The 2,636-nt window shown below is 38.8% G+C and carries 3 protein-coding genes; all 3 read right to left on the reverse strand.

The features are described from left to right. Nucleotides 1-298: 298 nt before the first annotated feature. Nucleotides 299-1,450 (reverse strand): alkylhydroperoxidase-related (seleno)protein, encoded by a 1,152-nt coding sequence (locus D5018_RS21110; protein WP_121840939.1) that lies wholly within the window; start codon nt 1,448-1,450, stop codon nt 299-301. A gap of 255 nt (nt 1,451-1,705) precedes the next feature. Further along, nucleotides 1,706-2,029: an SET domain-containing protein-lysine N-methyltransferase gene (locus D5018_RS21120; protein WP_121840941.1), complete on the reverse strand. Its 324-nt coding sequence runs from the start codon at nt 2,027-2,029 to the stop codon at nt 1,706-1,708. 41 nt (nt 2,030-2,070) lie between these two features. Beyond that, nucleotides 2,071-2,565: a VOC family protein gene (locus D5018_RS21125; protein ID WP_243637490.1), complete on the reverse strand. Its 495-nt coding sequence runs from the start codon at nt 2,563-2,565 to the stop codon at nt 2,071-2,073. Nucleotides 2,566-2,636: the final 71 nt, after the last annotated feature.

Genomic DNA, 2,636 nt, shown 5'->3' on the forward strand with positions numbered 1-2,636 from the left:
ACCAGATCGAAGTAAAAAATTAGAAGTAAGTGATGGAAGCGGAAGTGATTTCATGTCAATATTTATCTAAGGGTTTGTGTGTTTTAGTTTTTGTCTAAGCAACAAGATTATAACACGCAAACCCTTATCTTTTCTTTAAATATCAACATGATAAACGATTTTTATTGTTGGATTTGAACTCCGAAACTTGAGTTAATATCTTCAGAGTCATCAGGCTGCTCGGGGCGTACAGATACTTCTAAAAACATGAGATTACCTAGATAGTTAACGGTTCTGAATTCATATTAATGATCTAACCCTATTGCCCTGCTTTCCACAATCTCCTCCAAGCAAATGCCAGCAAAATTTTAATACGTTCTAAACCTTTGGGGACACGGATGTAGTTTACTCCCTGAAATTCTGAAAGCGCCAGTTCATCAATCTTCTTGCCCATAACGGCTAATAGCACTTCTTCCATAGGAACTCCGGCCGGATCTGATGTGCGGTTCAGTCCATTGAAGATGGCAATTGTAGCCAAGACTTCAAGCATTCCTTTTTCTCCGAAAATTTGAGTTAGCGGCTTATGGAACTGTATCGCGGATTCAGGTTCACGGTTAATTTGTTCCGTCACTTCCAAAAGTAAAGTGCTTTGCGGAATAGCACTCTCAATAGAAGCGTTATTAAGCAAATTTAAATCGCTTTTTTGCCCTGCTTTTTTGGCAACGATATCCAGAATAGCAGCATGACCATTGGCGCAATAAAAACACTGATTTATCATAGATGTTTTAGTCGCCAGGATTTCCAACTGTGGGCGAGACAGAGCTTTGTTTTTCCAGATTTTATCAAAAAAACTATGACCTTCCATATACATGGTTTCGACTAAGTCTCTGCGCAAACCGTTTTCTATCGGTAATATACTGATAGCTCGCGAAACGTTTACTAAATTCGGGTCGTCAATCGCTTCTTGGGTTTGTCGAATCCAAGCACCATTGTCGCGTAAGTTTTCTGGATACTGTCGTGTCGGTTCACCAACTATCGGAGTTGGCAATGGCATAGGAACTACGCCTAAGAAGCGGCAGAACAAATCGACAGGGAGCAGTAAAATAGTAATTCCGATTAATTCGGCATAAGCGCCTTCGCCCAAATGCTCAATGACCTCCTTCGCCCATTCGGTATTTAGCTGGCCGGATTCAGTAACAATACGCTCAATGGTATCAATAGTTAGTGGAGAAAGTATGCCTGTGGTTGGGGCTTGCAATAGCTCGGTAATGGATTTTCGCTTGCGGTCGTATACTGGGCGAGGTTTTGCCGCGCGAATAACTTGGGCTATAGCATTTTTTTCAGTGGCATCCCACCAGTAACCCGGTTGCGCTATACGTTCCCAAATGCGATTAAACATCGTCAGTTTAGCTTCATCGATCAGTACAGAAAAAGATTCTTTATGAAAGTAGCTTTGCTTTTTTATAGTCATTTTTATTTAAGCTTATAGGTAGTATGTTTGTTTGTGATAATAAATGAATTTAGATAAAAAAGTATATCATCGCTTGCAACAGAATGACTGTGTAATCCTACATGTGCCGATAAGTGATTATCGTTAATGGATGATAATAAGTTTTTTACAATCCTGAAGTTTGCAGGGCTAATGTCAATATAACTTGCTTTTTGCTTAGCATTAATTATCAAGATCTCGGCAGGAATAGGTATTCATTTCTCGATAATCCTATACTTACTCCTCGCCTTTTGTAATGTCTCTTAATGCGACAAGGTAAGCATTATCTTTCCATGTAATGTTTGATTGTGTGGCATGATTACAAAACCTAATATTGTCGTGTGATAAATGCCAATGATTTTCTGTTTCGTTAAAGAAGCCAAAATGTTCGATAAACGCTTGCTCTTTTTCATCGAGTTCAGCAAATTGCTCTTTGCTTAGGTGTAAGTCTAATTCTGGTGTTTCAGTATAAATGACTTGTCCTTTTTTTATCATTTGCTTTGTAAATAAACCAATCCCATGGATAGCACTTGGTTTGATGCAAACTGCAACATTAAACATTATGCTCCTCACTCATACAAACAGATGGTGTTAGAGAAAATTCACACTTCAGTCATTATTTGCATTAATTGGATGTAATTGCCACATGTATCGTCTAGCACGGCAATCTTTACTGTGCCCGCTTCTTTAGGAGTGATAAAAAACTCAACGCCTAACTTGGTTAATCTTTCAAATTCACTATCCAAATCTTGCACTTCAAATGCCGTCCAAGGAATGCCTGCTTCTTTCAATGATTTTTGATAAGTTTTTGTTGGCTCAAACGCTATAGGTTCAAGTAGTAACTCAACCCCATCTTGTTCCTGTGAGGACACAACAGTCAACCACCTATGCTCACCTAATGGGACATCATTCTTTTTGATGAAGCCCAGTACATTTGTATAAAAGTCTAAAGCTTTTGGGTGTGGGTCTTTTAAATCGACACAGTTATCAACATCCGTATAACCTCTGTTTGGATTGCTTTTTGTGATATTCCCAATATTTTGCGTATTCCGGTGAATTGGATCACCGATTCCAGATTGATGTGGATCACTAAGCACCTAACGTAACGTGAAGCCCTATTTTTAATCTATGTGATCCACATCAGTCAAGATTTCCTCTTTTTTACGCA

Source organism: Parashewanella curva (genome assembly GCF_003675895.1).
Classification (GTDB): domain Bacteria; phylum Pseudomonadota; class Gammaproteobacteria; order Enterobacterales; family Shewanellaceae; genus Parashewanella; species Parashewanella curva.